The 16,110-nt window shown below is 69.3% G+C and carries 16 protein-coding genes; 7 read left to right on the top strand and 9 right to left on the bottom strand.

Going from position 1 to position 16,110, the window contains the following annotated elements; genetic code table 11:
* The first annotated feature begins 230 nt into the window (after window positions 1-230).
* The gene (locus H483_RS21950) at window positions 231-1,157 is read left to right on the top strand and encodes an acetaldehyde dehydrogenase (acetylating) (RefSeq protein ID WP_305809407.1); all 927 of its coding nucleotides are present in this window, start codon (window positions 231-233) and stop codon (window positions 1,155-1,157) included.
* 5 nt (window positions 1,158-1,162) lie between these two features.
* Window positions 1,163-2,227 carry a 4-hydroxy-2-oxovalerate aldolase gene (dmpG, locus tag H483_RS21945; RefSeq protein ID WP_017835390.1) on the top strand — a complete coding sequence of 355 codons (1,065 nt, stop codon included), beginning with the start codon at window positions 1,163-1,165 and terminating at the stop codon, window positions 2,225-2,227.
* Here the strand turns inward: dmpG and H483_RS21940 are convergent.
* The 4 genes from H483_RS21940 to H483_RS21925 are packed head-to-tail and all read right to left on the bottom strand — an operon-like array spanning window position 2,224 to window position 5,485.
* A complete protein-coding gene (locus H483_RS21940; protein WP_017835389.1) occupies window positions 2,224-2,736 on the bottom strand; it encodes a flavodoxin domain-containing protein in 513 nt (170 codons plus the stop codon). The two genes, dmpG and H483_RS21940, sit on opposite strands and share 4 nt — an antisense overlap.
* Window positions 2,737-2,749: 13 nt before the next feature.
* Window positions 2,750-3,811 (bottom strand): ferredoxin--NADP reductase, encoded by a 1,062-nt coding sequence (locus H483_RS21935; protein WP_017835388.1) that lies wholly within the window; start codon window positions 3,809-3,811, stop codon window positions 2,750-2,752.
* Window positions 3,812-3,866: 55 nt separating this feature from the next.
* Entirely contained in the window at window positions 3,867-4,262 is a 396-nt protein-coding gene (locus H483_RS21930) for a hypothetical protein (RefSeq protein WP_017835387.1), read from the bottom strand.
* Window positions 4,262-5,485: a Rieske 2Fe-2S domain-containing protein gene (locus H483_RS21925; RefSeq protein ID WP_017835386.1), complete on the bottom strand. Its 1,224-nt coding sequence runs from the start codon at window positions 5,483-5,485 to the stop codon at window positions 4,262-4,264. Before H483_RS21925 ends, H483_RS21930 begins: the two co-directional genes overlap by 1 nt.
* A 188-nt stretch (window positions 5,486-5,673) precedes the next feature.
* On the opposite strand from H483_RS21925, the gene hsaA reads away from it, so the two are divergent.
* From hsaA to H483_RS21900, 5 genes are all read left to right on the top strand, one after another.
* Complete coding sequence (hsaA, locus tag H483_RS21920; protein ID WP_017835385.1) at window positions 5,674-6,849, top strand: 3-hydroxy-9,10-secoandrosta-1,3,5(10)-triene-9,17-dione monooxygenase oxygenase subunit; 1,176 nt, start codon at window positions 5,674-5,676, stop codon at window positions 6,847-6,849.
* Between the two features lie 32 nt (window positions 6,850-6,881).
* Complete coding sequence (hsaC, locus tag H483_RS21915; protein WP_031264423.1) at window positions 6,882-7,781, top strand: iron-dependent extradiol dioxygenase HsaC; 900 nt, start codon at window positions 6,882-6,884, stop codon at window positions 7,779-7,781.
* A 102-nt stretch (window positions 7,782-7,883) separates the two neighbouring features.
* The gene (gene hsaB, locus H483_RS21910; protein ID WP_017835383.1) at window positions 7,884-8,468 is read left to right on the top strand and encodes a 3-hydroxy-9,10-secoandrosta-1,3,5(10)-triene-9,17-dione monooxygenase reductase subunit; all 585 of its coding nucleotides are present in this window, start codon (window positions 7,884-7,886) and stop codon (window positions 8,466-8,468) included.
* A gap of 8 nt (window positions 8,469-8,476) precedes the next feature.
* Complete coding sequence (locus H483_RS21905) at window positions 8,477-9,670, top strand: hypothetical protein (protein ID WP_031264422.1); 1,194 nt, start codon at window positions 8,477-8,479, stop codon at window positions 9,668-9,670.
* Entirely contained in the window at window positions 9,667-10,863 is a 1,197-nt protein-coding gene (locus tag H483_RS21900) for a sulfotransferase (RefSeq protein ID WP_017835381.1), read from the top strand. The genes H483_RS21905 and H483_RS21900 overlap by 4 nt, the downstream gene beginning before the upstream one ends.
* 10 nt (window positions 10,864-10,873) lie before the next feature.
* Here H483_RS21900 and H483_RS21895 read toward each other — a convergent pair whose 3' ends face one another.
* From H483_RS21895 to H483_RS21875, 5 genes are read right to left on the bottom strand one after another with little or no spacing between them, the layout of a single operon-like run.
* Window positions 10,874-11,695 carry an inositol monophosphatase family protein gene (locus H483_RS21895; RefSeq protein ID WP_017835380.1) on the bottom strand — a complete coding sequence of 274 codons (822 nt, stop codon included), beginning with the start codon at window positions 11,693-11,695 and terminating at the stop codon, window positions 10,874-10,876.
* 10 nt (window positions 11,696-11,705) lie between these two features.
* The gene (locus tag H483_RS21890; RefSeq protein ID WP_017835379.1) at window positions 11,706-12,863 is read right to left on the bottom strand and encodes an acyl-CoA dehydrogenase family protein; all 1,158 of its coding nucleotides are present in this window, start codon (window positions 12,861-12,863) and stop codon (window positions 11,706-11,708) included.
* Window positions 12,860-13,846 carry an acyl-CoA dehydrogenase gene (locus H483_RS21885; protein ID WP_017835378.1) on the bottom strand — a complete coding sequence of 329 codons (987 nt, stop codon included), beginning with the start codon at window positions 13,844-13,846 and terminating at the stop codon, window positions 12,860-12,862. Before H483_RS21885 ends, H483_RS21890 begins: the two co-directional genes overlap by 4 nt.
* A gap of 16 nt (window positions 13,847-13,862) precedes the next feature.
* Complete coding sequence (locus H483_RS21880) at window positions 13,863-15,023, bottom strand: acyl-CoA dehydrogenase family protein (protein WP_017835377.1); 1,161 nt, start codon at window positions 15,021-15,023, stop codon at window positions 13,863-13,865.
* A 4-nt stretch (window positions 15,024-15,027) separates the two neighbouring features.
* Window positions 15,028-15,975, bottom strand: a complete 948-nt coding sequence (locus tag H483_RS21875) for an enoyl-CoA hydratase (RefSeq protein WP_017835376.1) — start codon at window positions 15,973-15,975, stop codon at window positions 15,028-15,030.
* Window positions 15,976-16,110 lie beyond the last annotated feature (135 nt).

Genomic DNA, 16,110 nt, shown 5'->3' with positions numbered 1-16,110 from the left:
CACCCCACACGGCCCCCTGGCACAGGCCCGAGACCGGATCCTCGACCACCGATGGCGCCACCACCTCGACCGCCTCATCACCGACGACGGCCACCTCACCAACCCACCCGGCGCCCACCGCCCCCACCCCGCCTGACAGGGTCGTCGGGCACCCACCGCACCGAGTGTGCCGCTGAACGGCACGCCCGATTGTGGTGGGCGGTCGGCGTCGAGAGACTGACGGCATGACAGTGAAGACCAAGCTCACCGCGGCGATAGTGGGATCGGGAAACATCGGCACCGACCTCATGTACAAGCTCGAGCGCAGCGAGTTCATCGAGCCCAAGTGGATGATCGGCATCGACGCGGAGTCCGAGGGGATGAGGCGCGCTGCCGACCACGGGCTGACCTGCATGTCGGGTGGCGCCGACGAGCTGCTCGACTCGATCGAGGCGGGGGGCGAGAAGCCGGACCTGCTGTTCGAGGCCACCAGCGCCTACGTCCACAAGGCCTACGCCCCCCGCTACGAAGCCGCGGGCATCACCGCCGTCGACCTCACCCCCGCCGCGGTGGGCCCCATGGTCATCCCGCCCGCGAACCTGCACGAGCACGTCGAGGCGCCCAACCACAACATGGTCACCTGCGGCGGCCAGGCCACCATCCCGATGGTCCACGCTGTCTCCTCGGTCGTCCCGGTGGAGTACGCGGAGATCGTCGCCTCCGTCTCCTCCGAATCGGCGGGGCCGGGCACCCGGGCGAACATCGACGAGTTCACCGAGACCACCAAGCTGGCCATCGAGAAGGTCGGGGGCGCCAAGCGGGGCAAGGCGATCATCATCCTCAACCCGGCCGAGCCGCCGATGATCATGCGCGACACCATCTTCTGCGCGATCCCCGAGGATGCGGACCAGGACCTCATCACCACCGCCATCCGCAAGCGCGAGAAGGAGATCCAGGAGTACGTCCCCGGATACCGGCTGCTCCAGGAGCCACAGTTCGACCCGCCCACCGAGATCACCGGCGGGATGGCGCGGGTCGCCATCTTCGTCGAGGTCGAGGGCGCCGGCGACTTCCTCCCGCCGTACGCCGGCAACCTCGACATCATGACCGCCGCCGCCACGAAGGTCGGCGAGGACATCGCCAGGACCAGGCTCGCGACAACCACCCACGGAGTGTGAGGACCATGGACAGGACCAACCCGTACAACGCAGACGCCCGCGCGTACAGCTCGGAACTCGACATCCGGATCACCGACTCGTCGCTGCGTGACGGCTCGCACCACAAGCGCCACCAGTTCTCCATCTCCGACGTCCGCGACGTCGTCGCCGCGCTCGACGGCGCCGGGGTCCCCGTCATCGAGGTCACCCACGGTGACGGGCTCGGCGGCGCCTCCTTCAACTACGGCTTCGCCAAGTCCTACGACCAGGACCTCATCAGGGTCGCGGCCGAGACCGCCACGCAGGCCAAGATCGCCTTCCTCACCCTGCCGGGACTGGGGATCAAGGACGACATCCTCGCGGCTCGCGACAACGGCGGATCGATCTGCCGCGTCGCCACACACTGCACCGAGGCCGACGTCTCGATCCAGCACTTCGGCTACGCCCGCGAGCTCGGCCTCGAGACCGTCGGGTTCCTCATGATGAGCCACACCCAGCCGCCGGAGGTGCTCGCCAAGCAGGCTCGCATCATGGCCGACGCCGGGTGCCAGTGCGTCTACATCGTCGACTCCGCCGGCGCGCTCGTCATGGACCAGGTCTCCGACCGGGTCGCCGCGCTGGTCGCCGAACTCGGCGACGACGCCCAGGTCGGATTCCACGGACACGAGAATCTGGACGTCGGCGTCGGCAACTCGATCATGGCGATCCGCGCCGGTGCGCAGCAGATCGACGGCTCGACGCGCCGCTTCGGAGCCGGAGCCGGCAATACCCCGGTAGAGGCACTGGTCGGCGTGTGCGACAAGCTCGGCATCACCACCGGCGTGGACTTCTTCAAGATCGCCGATGCCGCCGAGGACGTTGTTCGACCGCTCATGCCCACGGAGTGCGTCGTCGACCGGTCGGCATTGATGCTCGGCTACGCGGGGTGCTACTCGTCGTTCCTCAAGCACGCCGAGGGGCACGCGAACCGGTACGGCGTGCCGTCGTCGGAGATCCTCATCCGCGCGGGCGAGCGCCGCCTGGTGGGAGGCCAGGAGGACCAGCTCATCGACATCGCGTTGGAGATCCAGAAGGAGCAGGCCGGATTCTAGGACTCGCGCCGCTGCACCCAGTCCACGATCGGCCCCAGGGTGGACTCGTCGACCAGCTCCACCCGCTCACGTGGCAGCAGCAGGCGGGCCACCGGTTCGTCCGGGGTCCTGCGCAACTCTCTGCGCAGCGCGGCCATGAGCACCCGATCCCACCACCGCAGCCGGTCCGGGTCGAGGTCCCCGCGCAACTGGAAGACCGTGACCGCGCGGCCGGTGGCCGCGACGAGCTTCTGCGCGAGGGCGCCGCGCCCGGGATCGTCGGCGGGGGAGAGGGCGACGACGACGAGCGCCGTACGGCCCGGAGCCGATCGGATCGCCCGGATGATGCGCCGTCGCCCGAGGATGGTCGTGACGTACTGGGGAGCGAGGACGATCAACGGGTCGGCGGAGGCCGCGTCCCTCATCGACGCGAGGTCCACGGCGCGCGTATCGAGCGTCTCGGCGAGCGCGTGCGCGTAGCGGCGGGTGGAGCCGTACCTGGAGGTGAAGGTGACGAGGGGGTGGTTCACACCCCGGAGTGTGTCACTCGGAGTACGAGACTTCGACACGATCGGTCTTGGGCAGGAGCTGGCAACTGAGCACGTACCCCTCCTCGACCTCCTCCGGATCGAGGATCCCGTTGTGGATCATCTCGACCTCGCCGGACTTCAGGACGCAGGCGCAGGCGGAGCACTCGCCTTTGCGGCAGGAGAACGGTGCCTTGATCCCCTTGGACAGCAGCACGTCGAGCAGCGGGGTGTTGCGGGGCCACGAGACCTCGTGGGTCTCGTCGTCGAGTTCGACGATCGCCGTCGCCGGCCCGGCGCCGTCGTCGCCAGGAGAATCATCGATCACGATCTCGGCGAACGGGTCGCCCTCGATCGAGGAGAACGCCTCGGTGTGGATGAGGTGCATGTCGGCTCCCGCGCGGCGGAGGCCGTCCTTGACGGTCTCCATGAACGGCGCCGGGCCGCAGATGTAGGACTGGCGCTTGGTCGCGACCGGGTGCAGGAGGTTGCCGATCATCTCGGGGGAGGGGATGCCTGACACCGACTCGAGCCAGTGCAGGACGGTGAGTCGATCGGGGTTCTCCCGCTGCAGGGTCTGCAGCTCGTCCTTGAAGATCACGGACTTCTCGTCGCGGTTGGCGTAGACCATGACGATGTGGCCGGTGCCCTGGGCGAGCGCGGACTTGAGGATCGACATGACCGGGGTGACGCCGGAGCCGGCAGCCAGGAGGATGAAGTCCTGGTCGAGGTTCTTGGGCGTGAAGATGCCCGACGGTGCCAGGACGTGCATGGACATGCCGACCTCGGCGTTGTCGCACAGCCAGTTGGATCCGTAGCCGTCGACCGTACGTTTGACGGTCACCTTGAGACGAGAGTCCTCGGTGGGGGAGCTCGACAGGGAGTAGCAGCGCGCCACGGACCCGGTCTGGTCGCTGGGGATCCGCAGGGTGAGGAACTGGCCGGGGGTGTACCGGAAATCGTCCTCCGCGCCGGCCGGGATCTCGAAGACGATCGACTTCGCGTCGGCCGTCTCCTCGATCACCTCGGCGATCGAGAGTTCGCGCACGAAGGAGCCGAGTTGTGGGGTGGCGGTCATGGGTTGGGAGCCTATCGCTTGCGTGAGGCGGTGCGGGAGATCACTCGGGGGCGTCCTACTCCGGGACGTACAGAGGGTTGACCATGTGATCGGTGTCAGCTGGATCGACGCCGTCGGCGAGCGTGATCAGACCCTCTGCGAAGGCGTACCGGATGCTCGCGAGCATCCGGGGGCAGGTGTCCTCGCCCTGCGGTCGTTCCCCGCCCGCTCGCCAGTCGGTGAGCACGGGGCACGCGCGGTCACTGCCCGCGGTCCACTGGATCGAGGTGTGCTTCTCGCTGTTCTTCCGAACTGATGCGCAGGTGCCGCACGCGCGGCATTCCACGGGCTGGAAGCCCGCCCGGGTGTAGGTCTCGCGGTCGAGGTCCGTGTCGCCGTGCAGCCGCGCGGCGCGCGCCGGGTCGGACTGATCCCAGGTGGGGGCGCGCCGCGAGTCGTGTTGCTTGAACATCAGGTCTCCGCTCGGGAGGCGCTCGCCTCCCCGGCGACCTCGGCCATGCCGGTGTACTGGGTCTGTTCGTCCGAGGTCTCGGCCTCGCCCGCCGCCTGCTTGCGCAGGTTCTCGGCGACCTCGCTCTCCCAGTACGTGTTGGCGGCGGTGGTGTCGACCTCGAACTCGAAACGCTCCTGCATCTCGGGCTCGACCTTGTCCCGGTCCACGTAGAACTGCTCGTACCAGCGGCGGAGCTGGTAGACGGGGCCGTCCTCCTCGCACAGCAACGGGTTCGCGATCTGGGACTTGCGCTGCCAGATCCGGACGTCCTGGAGGAACCCCTCGCCGAAGAACGTGGCGATCTTCGCGGCCATCTTGGCGGAGGTCGCGTCGTCGAAGCCCGCGGGCTTCTTCACCGAGAGCCCGTACATCAACACGAACGAGTTCTGGTCGATCGGGTAGTGACAGTTGATGAGGATGGCTTCGGTCTCGAAGTCGCCGTACATCTGCTTGAGGGGGTTGATCATGTACGCGGGGCCGAAGTAGGACGCCTCGGACTCGAGGAGGGTGTCCCCGTACTTGCCGCCGGTCGGATCGTGATCCGGCCGACCCTTGGTGTTGAGGTACTGGGTGGCGGTCTGACCCTCGAAGACGTTCTTGAAGTACGTCGGGAACGCGAAGTGGATGTAGTAGAAGTGCGCCATGTCGACGACGTTGTCGACGATCTCCATGCAGTTCGACCCCTCGATCACGAGGCGGTTCCACTCCCAGTCGGTCCACGCATCGGTGCCGTACTCGGCGACCACCGGGATCGCGTCCTCGTCGCGGGGAGGGTTGCCCTCGTGGTCGTGCCAGACGAAGACCTGACCGGACTGGATGTTCGTGGTCCACGCGCGGGTCCTGGCGCGCAGGGGGACCCGCTTGGCGTAGGGGATGCCCTTGCACTTTCCGTCGCCACCCCACCGCCAGTCATGGAACGGGCACGCGATGTTGCCGTCCTTGACCTCCCCGTCGGAGAGGTCGCCTCCGAGGTGGCGACAGTAGGCGTCGAGGACCTTGACCTCGCCCTGGTCGTCCGCCCACACGACGAGCTTGGTGCCGAACGCCTGGATGGAGTGCGGTTTACCGTCGCTGAACTCCTTGACGGTGCCGATGCAATGCCACCCGCGCGCGTAGCGTTCCCGGGTCTCCCCCGTGTCGATCTCGCGGACAGCTCCGGTGGCCGAGCCGGTTGCGGTCATGATGATCCTCCTGAGGGCATGAGCCGGATGAGAACAGGTTATAGAATCGGGTTGCCGGTCACAACCAATCCCCGTCGGCGCTGGCACGGGGTGCCATAGCCTGCAATCCGAGGGATGTGGTCTGGTGCAAAACTGTAACGTGTTCTAGTCTAGGGTCAAGCGGCCTACAGAAGCCAGAGAGGGATCACATGAGCGAGCACGCCAACCACGAGGTCATCGACCGGATCAAAGCACTGCTGCCCGGTTTCGCCGAGCGTGCGCAGGAGACCGAGGACCTGCGTCGGGTCCATCCGCAGAACATCGCGGAGCTCGACGAGGCCGGTTTCTTCAAGCTCTGCCAGCCCGCCCAGTGGGGCGGATACGAGGCGGACATGGAGGCCTTCTACACGGCCGCCATGACCATTGCCTCCGCGTGCCCGTCCACCGGGTGGTGCGCGAGCATCCTGGGGATCCACAACTGGCACCTGGCCCTGTTTCCCCAGCAGGCGCAGGAGGACGTGTGGGGGTCGGACACCACCGTCCGTATCTCGTCGTCCTACGCCCCGATGGGTGCGGCCACGAAGAACGACGACGGGTACCACCTCAACGGCAAGTGGTCCTGGTCCTCGGGCTGTGACCACGCCGACTGGGTGTTCGTCGGCGGTCCCGTCCTCGACGGCAACGGCAAGATGATCGATTTCTGCACCTTCCTGGTCGAGAAATCGCAGTACGAGATCCTCGACGTCTGGCACGTCGCCGGCCTCAAGGGCACCGGGTCCAACGACATCCTGATCTCCGACGCGCTCATCCCCGCGCACCGGGTGCTGTCCTTCGGAGACATGGCCAACACGACCAGCCCGGGTCTGGAGGTCAACACCAATCCGATCTACCGGATGCCGTGGGGCACCATCCACCCCACCACCATCTCCACGCCGATCGTCGGGATGGCGTTCGGATGCTACGAGGTCCACCGCGAGCACCAGCGCGCCCGGGTCCGTGCCGCGTTCGGCACCAAGGCCAAGGACGACTCGTTCGCCAAGGTCCGGCTCGCCGAGGCCGCCGGGGACATCGACGCCGCGTGGCTGCAGCTCATGCGGAACGTCCGCGAGGAGATGGATCTGATCAAGGCCGGCGACTTCCCGGGGATGGACATCCGCACCCGGGCCCGCCGAGACCAGGTCCGCGCCACCCAGCGGGCCATCGACGCGATCGGGTTGCTGTTCCAGAACTCCGGTGCGCGGGCGCTCGAGGACACCTCGCCGATCCAGCGGTTCTGGCGCGACGCCAACGCCGGTCGGGTCCACGCGGCCAACGAGGCGACCAAGGCGTACATCATGTACGGACAGAACGAGTTCGGCGAAAAGGTCGCGGACTCGATGGTCTGATCCGCCCTAGCGGATCGAGAGGACTGACTGGCATGGCGATAAGCAATTTCGGGTATGTGCGCATCTACGCGACCGACATGGAGGCCTGGCGCGAGTACGGCACCAAGGTGCTCGGGTTCGTCGAGGGCAGGGGCGACGACCCCGAGGTGCTCTACTTCCGTATGGACGAGAACCCGCACCGGTGGATCATCGTCCCCGGGCCGGAGGACACGCTCGCCGCGGTGGGCTGGGAGTGCGCGAACGAGGCGGAACTCGACGACGTCAGGCGACGTCTCGACGCCGCCGGGGTGCCCTGGGAGGAGGCCCCGGACGAGGTGAAGCGGGACCGGAAGGTGCGCGGACTGATCACCTGTCAGGACCCCGCCGGGTTCACGCTGGAGATCTACCACACCATCGCGCTCCAGCACCGCCGCATCCCCACGCCCTACGGCCACGAGTTCGTCACCGGCGACCAGGGGGCGGGCCACATCGTGCTCTCCACCCCGGACGAGGCGGCGGCGCTGGAGTTCTACCGGGACGTCCTCGGGTTCGCCCTCCGTGACTCGATGAGCCTGCCGCCGGAGATCGTGGGTCGCCCGGCCGACGGGGAACCCGCCTGGCTGCGCTTCCTCGGCTGCAACCCCCGCCACCACTCCCTGGCGTTCACGCCCTTCCCCAACCCGACCGGGATCATCCATCTCATGGTCGAGGTCGCGTCGGCCGACGACGTGGGGCTGGCGCTGGACCGGGCGCTGCGCAAGAAGGTCAGGATGTCGGCCTCGCTCGGTCGTCACGTCAACGACAAGATGCTCAGCTTCTACATGAAGACGCCCGGTGGTTTCGACTGCGAGTACGGCTGCGAGGGCGTGCAGGTCGACGATGCGGACTGGGTCGCGCGGGAGTCCACGGCGGTGAGCCTGTGGGGCCACGATTTCTCCGTGGGCTTCAAGTAGGAGCCTAGGCTGGTTTCCCGGGCAGCAGGGTTGTCGACCAGCTGAGCCCGGGACGCCCGATGACGCCCGCGCACGACCGAGTCCAGGGAGGACCGACTTCAGATGAGCAGCACCGACCACCCCCCGGAGGGGCAGAGCTTCTCCAACCGGGAACTGCGCGACGCACTCGGCCAGTTCTGTACCGGGATCACCGTCATCACGGCGGTCACGGACGACGCCCCGGTCGGTTTCGCCTGCCAGTCCTTCTCCGCCCTCTCCCTCGAACCGCCCCTGGTGCTGTTCTGCCCGATGAAGACGTCCGGCTCGTGGAAGGGGATCGAGGCGGCCGGCAGGTTCTGCGTCAACATCCTCTCCGAGGAGCAGGAGGGCGTCTCCTCCACATTCGGCCGTCGCGGCGACGACAAGTTCGCGTCCATCGACTGGTCACCGAGCCCGCTCGGGTCGCCGGTGATCGACGGCGTGATGGCCTGGTTGGACTGTGAGATCGACCAGGTTCTCGACGGTGGGGACCACTGGATCGTCCTGGGACGGGTCGCCCACCTCGGACCGACCGAGCGGGACGTCCGGCCGCTGTTGTTCTACCGCGGTGCGTATCTGAGTATCGAGGAGGACGTCGTGGATCCGACGCCTGAGCAGGAAGAACTCGAGAACTTCATCACGTCCGCCGACTCGTACACGTGGCTGTGAGCGGCGCGATGGACGGGGCGGCGGGAGCGACGGCGCCCCTGGCCCGAGCGCTGGCCGAGGCGGAGGAGATCATCCGGTCGGCGCCGCACGTGCGGACCGAGGAGGACGTGGCGGAGGGGCTCGACTATCTGCTCGGGACCATTCGCGGTGCCATCGAGACCGGTCAGCACCGCGGACGCACGCACCCGCAGCTGTTCCAGGCCACGGGTCCGTACACCAAGATGGGCCTGGACAACCCGGACACCCTGTACTTCTACGCCAACCTCGCCGACAGCGCCGAGTACGTGATCGAGGGCCGTCGCGGCACCACCGCGGACCTGTCGTTCCAGGTCATGGCCGGGACGTACTCGGCCGATGAACGCGCCGCGTCGCACGCCGCGTTCGACGACCGTGCTCTCGAGATCGACGACGACGGTCGGTATCGCTTCCGTCTGGGGCCACCACGGCACGACGACGACGAGGGCGACTCCGGCTACGTGGTACTGCACCCGGGGTCGTCCATGATCGCCGTCCGCGAGGTGTACTCCGACTGGAGCCGTGAGGTGGCCGGGTCGGCCATCCTTCGCAGGGTCGACACGGTGGGCACCGCGCCGGAGCCGGTGACGCTCGCAGGGCAGGAGAAGTTCTACGCCAAGCTCGCCCAGGCGCTCATCGGGAGGCTGCGGACATGGATAGCGTTCCCGGAGTGGTTCTTCGGTGACCAGGAACGCAACACGCTGAACGAGCCCCGGCAGACCCCCGGTAGGCTCACCACCCAGTTCTCCTCGGCCGGGGTCTTCGAGCTCGGGGCCGACGAGGCCATGGTGATCTCCGTGCCCGTCGCGGGGGTTCCCTACCAGGGGTTCCAGCTGGGCAACATGTGGTACGCCTCGCTCGACTACGTCCATCACCAGACGAGTCTCACCGCCGACCAGGCACACGTCGACGAGGACGGGATGATCCACCTCGTCGTGGCCGACCGGGACCCCGGGCTGGCCAACTGGATCGAGACCCTGGGGCACCGCGAGGGCATCATGCAGTTCCGGTGGCAGCGGGTGAGCGAGCCCATCACCCCGGAGCTCGGTCCGGCGGTGAAGGTGGTGCCGTTCGACCAGCTCGCCGGCGAGGTCCCCGGCTCCGACGCCCAGCGGGTGAGCCCCGAGCAGTGGCGCGAGCGTATCGCCGCGCGGCAGGACGCGTTCGCGCGGAGAGGACTCTCATGACCGGATCGGCCGTGACCGACGACGAGAGGGTCCACGTCGGGACCGTCGAGGACCTGCACGCGAGCGCCTCCCGGGCCATCGGACTGGAGGACTTCGGTGAGGGTCCGGACCACCACCGCGAGGCGTTGGGCGTGCTGCTGGACTCCCTGCACTCCGATGCCGGTCTCACCCCGGCCGGGAGCAAGTACTGGCGGTCGGTGCTCAAGGGCGCGATGGTGGCGCGGCTCGTCTCCCAGGCGGGCTTCGCGGCGGACCCGGCCCAGGCGGACATCGAGATCGTGCGGCCCGTCGTCGTCACCGGGTTGCCCCGGACCGGGACCACGGCGCTGCACCGGCTCCTCGGCGCCGACCCCGCCAACCAGGGGCTCGAGCTGTGGCTCACGGAGGTGCCCAAGCCGCGGCCGCCTCGGGAGCAGTGGGAGGACGACCCCACCTACCGCGGCCTGCGCGACCTGTACGCCGGGTTCATGTCGGAGAACCCCGACTACGGAGGGGTGCACTACATCTCCGCCGACGACCTGGAGGAGTGCTGGCAGCTGCTCCGCCAGTCCGCGACGTCGGCCTCGTACGAATGCCTTGTCAGGCTCGACGGGTATTCGACATGGCTACAGAGCGTGGACTGGGTCCCCGCGTATAGGCGGCACAAGCGGAACCTGCAGTTGATCGGTGCGGACGACCCCGGTCGCCGCTGGGTGCTCAAGAACCCCAGTCACCTGTTCGCGCTGGACGCGCTCCTCGAGGTGTACCCCGACGCCGTGGTGGTGCAGACCCACCGCGATCCGCGCAAGTCCATGGCGTCCATGTTCTCGCTGGCGCACCGGACCGCCGCGGACTGGTCGACCCGGTTCACCCCGGAATACATCGGATCCTCGCAGCTCGACCTGTGGGCGCGGGGCGTGTCCGAGTTCGACGCGGTGCGGGCCCGGCACGAGGCCGACCCGGGCTCGCGGGCGACGTTCGTGGACGTCAACCACAGGGAGCTCATCGAGGACCCGGCGGGAGTGGTCGAACGGGTGTACTCCGCGGTCGGTACCGAGCTCGACGAGGGCGTGCGCGAGGCGGTCGAGGCGGAGAACGCCCGGAGTCTGTCCGGCGACCGGGCGCCCGCACACCGCTACACGCTCGCCGACTACGGGCTCAGCGAGGACCAGGTCGCCGAGCGGTTCGACGGCTACCGGGGCCTGGAGGGATAGCGGTACCGGGTCAGAGGTACGCCCGCGCCGCCTCGATGATGCGGTCCGCGACGTCCTCCTTGCACACGAGCAGGTCGGGGAACTCGTTCTCCTCGACGTTGTAGACCAGCTCGGAGCCGTCGAGTCGGCTCGCGTGCAGTCCGCGCTGGCGCACCACCCCGTACGTGGCCGCGGAGTCCCACTGGTGGTGGCCGCTGGTGTGGATGTAGGCGTCGCACTCGTCCTCCACCACGGTGGCGGTCTTGCCCCCGCCCGAGCCGAGGCGGGCGAGCGAGGCGCCGAGGGTCTCGGCGAGCTCCTCCGCGAAGGCCGGCGGATCGGCCTCCGAGACGGCGATACGCAGGCGGTCGTCCTCGCGCGGGGGGACCAACGGGCCGGGGCGCGGTCCGCGGATGATGGAGATCGGCTGATAGGTGGTGGCGCCACGGCCGGTGATCACCCGCCCGTACGCGGGCATCGCGATCGCGCAGGCGGTGATCCCGCCGGTGCCGTCGGGTCCGCGCTCCCAGAGGGCCACGTGGACCGCCCAGTCGGGGCGCCCCGGGGTGCAGTACGAGCTGACACCGTCCAGCGGGTCGATCATCCACACCCGCTCGGCTTCCAGGCGCTCCCGCGACTCCGGGTTCCATTCGCCGAAGACCAGGTCGTCGGGGCGGGCCACCGCGAGCCGGTCCACGATCACGGCCCGGGCCTCGCCTTCGGCGAAGTCGCCCAGTTCCTCCGGGGCCACGCGAGAGACCCTCAGATCGGTGAGCAGCCGTCCGGCCTGTGCCGCCAGGTCCTCGGCGAGTCGTTGGTCGTTGGTCCGTCCGTGCTCGGGGAAGGGGCTCATGCAGGTGATTCTAGAGGCCCGCGGCCACCTCGAGCGCCGTCAGGATCTCGTGGGGTTGGCCGAGCAGTTGAGCTGTGCCGTGGGCCCGCTTGAAGTACAGGTGAACGTCGTACTCCCACGTGATCCCGACCCCGCCGTGGAGCTGGATGGCCTCGCCGGTGATCCACTGCAAAGCCTCGGAGCAGTACACCTTGGCCGCGGCGGCCTCGATCTCGGCGGCGTAGGCGGCGTCGTCGGAGTCGGGCCCGTCCCCGGGGGACTGCGCCGCGGCGACCATCGCCGCGGCCGAGTAGGACAGCGACGCCGCGGTCTCGGCCCTGACGTACATGTCGGCCATGCGGTGCTTGAGGGCCTGGAACGAGCCGATGGTCCGGCCGAACTGCGTGCGCTCCTGCGTGTACCGCACCGTCGCGTCGAGGGCGGCGCGCGCGGCGCCGACCTGCTCGGCCGAGATCGCCGCCCACCCGGCTGCGCGGAGTCGGGCCAGGAAGCTGGGGCGGGTGGCGATCGCGGTGGCCACGGCGCCGTCGAACTCCACTCGCGACAGGGTGCGGGTGGGGTCCATGACGGGGACCCGGGTCACGGTGACGCCGGGGGTGCCGGCGGGCACCTCGAACAGGCCCACGTCCCCGCCCGAGATCGCCACGACGAGCAGCGTGGAGGCGGTGTCGGCGCCCAGGACGTGGTGGGCCGTGCCGCTGAGGGTGGGAACGTCGTCTCCGGACGCCCTGACGCCCGGAGTCGCCCAGCCGCCCTCCGACGCCCAGCACAGCGCCGCCTGCTCGCCGGCGGCGATCCCGGGCAGGATCCGGGCGCATGCCGCGTCGTCGCCGGTGGCCAGCACCGCCTGGGCGGCGAGCACCGCCGAGCCGAGCAGGGGGGAGGGGGTGAGCCGTCGGCCCAGTTCCTCGCAGACCAGATGGGTCTCGACCCAGGTGGCGCCGGCACCGTCGTACCGCTCGGGGATCGACAGCGCGGCGACGCCGATCTGCTCGACGAGGGTCGACCACAGGGCGGGGTCGTGGCCGTGTTCGGAGGCCATGGCCGCCCGCACGGCCGCCGGGTCGGAGCGCTTGTCCAGGAGCGCGGCGACCGACTGCCGGAGCGCGGCCTGCTCCTCGGTGTCGACGCCGGGGGAGGCGGTGGGTGAGGCGGTGGGCTCGGTCATCGCGCGCTCTCCAGGCAGTCCAGGACGCGCCCGCGGTGGTAAGCCTGTGTGCCCCACGCCGTCTGCAGCGCACGGGTCTTGGTGAGCAGGAGCCCCAGATCGTGCTCGAGGGTGTAGCCGATCGCCCCGTGGATCTGCAGCGCCGTGCGGGCGGAGAGGTAGGCGGCGTCGGCGACGGCCACGCGGGCGGCGGAGACGTCGCGGACCGCCGCCGCCGGGTCGTCGGGGTTCTCGGAGAGGGCCAGGGCGCCGGCCCACAGCAGGGGTCGGGCCATCTCGAGCGCTATCGCGACCTCGGCGAGCTGGTGCTTGAGCGCCTGGTACTGGCCGATGAGCTTGCCGTACTGCGAGCGCTGCGTGGCGTAGGCGACGCTCATGTCGAGCATCGCCTGCCCGAGGCCCATGAGCTGGGCGGCCGTCCCGAGCGCACCGTGGTTGACCAGGTCGACGGTGCTCGCCGAGCCCACCTGCTCGCCGCGGGTCGCGGTGGTGACGGTGCGCGCGCGGTCGACCGAGCGACGGGCCTCGCCGGCCTCGCCGGTGAACACGGTGTCGTCGTCGGCGACCCACAGGTGCGCGGCGACATGGGCGTCCGGTGCGAACGGGGAGACACCCGGGACGGCGACCGAGGCCGGGGCGCCGCCGGCGAGCTCGGCCGCGATGTCCGGCGCTGTCCCGTGGAGCGCCGCCGCGATGCGGGGCGCCACCATCACGGTCTCGACGACCGGCCCGGGGACGGCGTGGCGCCCCAGGACCTCCAGTGCGACGACGGCCTCGACGGCGGTGGCCCCGGCCCCGCCGGCGTCCTCGTCGATGAGCAGGGCTGCGGCGCCGGTCTCGGCGACCCTGCCCCACACGGTGGTGCCGGGGCCGGTGTCGCCCGCGCTCCAGGCGCGGATGACCGACGGCAGGTCGGACCGTGTCAGCAGCGAGTCGATGCTCGCCGCGAAGTCGGTGATCTCGGGGTCGAGTGCGAATCTCATGGTGCTCCGTGTCCCGTCAGCCGCGCGGAAGGCCGAGGAGGCGCTCGGCGATGATGTTCTTCTGTACCTCGTTGGTGCCGGCGTAGATCGGCCCGGCGAGGGCGAACAGGTATCCGTCCATCCACTGCTCCCCGGCGAGCTCTCCGGCCGTGCCGAGCAGGTCGAGGGCGGTCTCGTGGGTGGCGATGTCCCAGTCCGACCAGAAGACCTTGTTGATCGAGGACTCGAAGCCCAGGTTGGCGCCGCCGGTGAGCGTGGTGACCGTCTTCCAGGTGCTCAGCTCGTAGGCGCGCGAGCCGATCCAGGCGTCCACCACCTTGTCGGCCAGGGCGCCCCGGCTGCGCTCGTCCCGGCGGGAACCCCACAGCTCGAGCAGTCGGTCGGTGGTGGCCAGGAACCGCCCCGGGGAGCGCAGGGAGAGCCCGCGCTCGTTGTTGGCGGTGGACATCGCCACCTTCCAGCCCTGGTTGACCTCGCCGATCACGCCGGACTCGGCCGGATCCGCCGGGTCGTCGGGCACGAAGACGTCCTCGAGGAACAGCTCCGCGAAGCCGGGAAGGCCGTCGAGCTGGTCGATCGGACGCACGGTGACGCCCTCGGCCCGCAGGTCGAACATGAAGTAGGTCAGGCCCTTGTGGCGGGGCTCGTCCGGGTCGGTGCGGAACAACCCGAAACCCTTGTCGGCGAACGAGGCGCGGGTGGACCACACCTTCTGGCCGCTGAGCACCCAGCCGCCGTCCACACGCGTAGCCGTCGAGCGCAGCGAGGCCAGGTCGGACCCCGCCTCCGGCTCGGACCAGGCCTGCGCCCAGATGTCGTCGGCGCGGGCCATGCGCGGCATGATGTGCGCCAACTGCTCGGGGGTCGCGTGATCGAACAGGGTCGGTGCGAGCAGGAAGATGCCGTTCTGGCTCACCCGCAGGGGTGCGCCCGCGCGGAAGTACTCCTCCTCGAAGACCACCCAGTTGACCAGTCCGCAGTCGCGGCCGCCGAACTCCTCGGGCCACGACACGACCGACATGCGGGCGTCGGCCATCTTTCGCTCCCACTCGCGGTGGGCCTCGAAGCCCTCGCGGGTGTCCATGTGTGGGAGCGGCTCGGACGGCACGTTCGCGGCGAGCCAGTCGCGCACCTCGAGGCGGAACTCCTGTGTCGAGGCGTCCAGATCCAGATCCACGTCGTCAGTCCTTCTGCTTGCCGGTCGAGGCAGCGCCGCCGGTCGAGCCCGTGTTCGCGCTGTCGCGCATCGAGCGGGCGTCCATCCCGCCGAGCGAGGCGGAGAACGAGTCGGTGTCGTCGGGCTCGGCGTTGGCCGAGTGGGCGAACATGTGCCAGCCGAAGGCCGTGTCGAGGGAGGTCTGCAGGCCCATCTGGTCCTCGTTGGAGTTGATGACCTTCTTCGCGAGCGTCAGTCCGAAGGCGGGCATCGCGGCGATCTCCCCGGCGATCTCGTCGACCTTGGCCTGGAGCTCATCACGCGGGACGACGTGGTTGAGCATCCCCCACTCGAGCGCCTCGGCCGCGCCGAACCTGCGACCGGTGTAGAGGATCTCCTTCGCGCGCCGCGGGCCCAGCACGAAGGCGTGGGCGAAGTACTCCACGCCCGGGATGCCCATCTTGACCACGGGGTCGGAGAAGAACGCGTCGTCCGAGGCCACGATGAAGTCGCAGACCCATGCCAACATGAGCCCGCCGGCGATGCACGCGCCGTGCACCTGGGCGATCATCGGCTTGGGAATCTCCCGCCAGCGGCGGCACATCTGGACGTAGACCTCGGTCTCGCGGGCCAGGCGCCGGTCTCCGCCGCCGCGGGTGGTGTGGTCCCACCAGAGCGCCGCGCGGTTGGGGTACTCCACGTGGTGGTCTCGCTCGGGGGTGCCGATGTCGTGGCCTGCCGAGAAGTGCTTGCCGTTGGCCCGCAGGACGATGACCTTGACCGCGTCATCCTCGACGGCCCGGACGAAGGCGTTGTCCAGGGAGTACGTCATGACCGAGTTCTGCGCGTTGCGGAAGTCCGGCCGGTTGAGCGTGACGTAGGCGGTGCCGCCCGTGACCTCGTAGGCGACCGGGTGCGTGTCCGGGCCGAGGTCGTGGACGCCGAGGACCGGGGGGATGGGCGCGTCGGTCATGAGCTGGGACTCTCCTCACCTAGCAAGTGCTTGGTTGGTACTGTACCGGACCCGCCCGCCGGATCGGATTCAGACGCCGTACGCACCGTCGTTCAGACGCCGTAAGCACCATTGTTCAGACGCCGTACGCACCGT

The sequence above is a fragment of the Dietzia sp. UCD-THP genome (assembly GCF_000349585.1).
GTDB classification, from domain to species: Bacteria; Actinomycetota; Actinomycetes; order Mycobacteriales; family Mycobacteriaceae; genus Dietzia; species Dietzia natronolimnaea_A.
The sequence above is the reverse complement of the archived record's forward strand: the minus strand, read 5'-3'. Positions and strand labels throughout refer to the sequence as shown.